This window comes from Pseudomonas sp. FW305-7 (genome assembly GCF_058786735.1).
In genome coordinates, this window is sequence record NZ_JBYSZA010000078.1 from 1 (window position 1) to 502 (window position 502).

Annotated in this window: 1 pseudogene; it reads left to right on the forward strand. The window is 58.6% G+C overall.

The features are described 5' to 3' along the window. Nucleotides 1-272: 272 nt before the first annotated feature. Nucleotides 273-502: pseudogene (locus tag AC3WMT_RS30890) on the forward strand (DUF6124 family protein); the annotation flags it as partial.

Genomic DNA, 502 nt, shown 5'->3' on the forward strand with positions numbered 1-502 from the left:
GTAATTGCCTACAGCTACGCCAGAATCCGCCGGCTTGTGCGCCTAGGGGGCGGGTTCTATTGTGGTGCGGTCGCTGACGAATCAGCGATCGGGTCTCGCAGCCCGCTGATTTCTAGACGCACAACATCCGTCCTCATTTTATGGCGGCTGTACGTGGGAGACCTTTGGGTCTGCCGGTTCTAGAGTCCCGGTCTGCGACCCGCGTATAGCTGCCACCTCCCTTTCGTATCGCAGCGAAATGTGGCGGCTCCAATGACTCTAGGAGCTTCACTATGATCAAACCAACGCCAAACCCGCCCGAAACCGACCCCACCTCTCCCTACAAATCCCTCGAGTCGAAAAAGCTCAACGAAGCCGCCGACCGCGCACTCGATCACTACCTCTGTCCACCCGGGTCCACGCCAACTCCCCGTAGAACCCGTAGGATGTACGCCGTCACCGCCGACTTCAAAAACGAAGAGCTGCTGGTCGATGCCTGCGAAACACTGGCATCGGCAAGAAC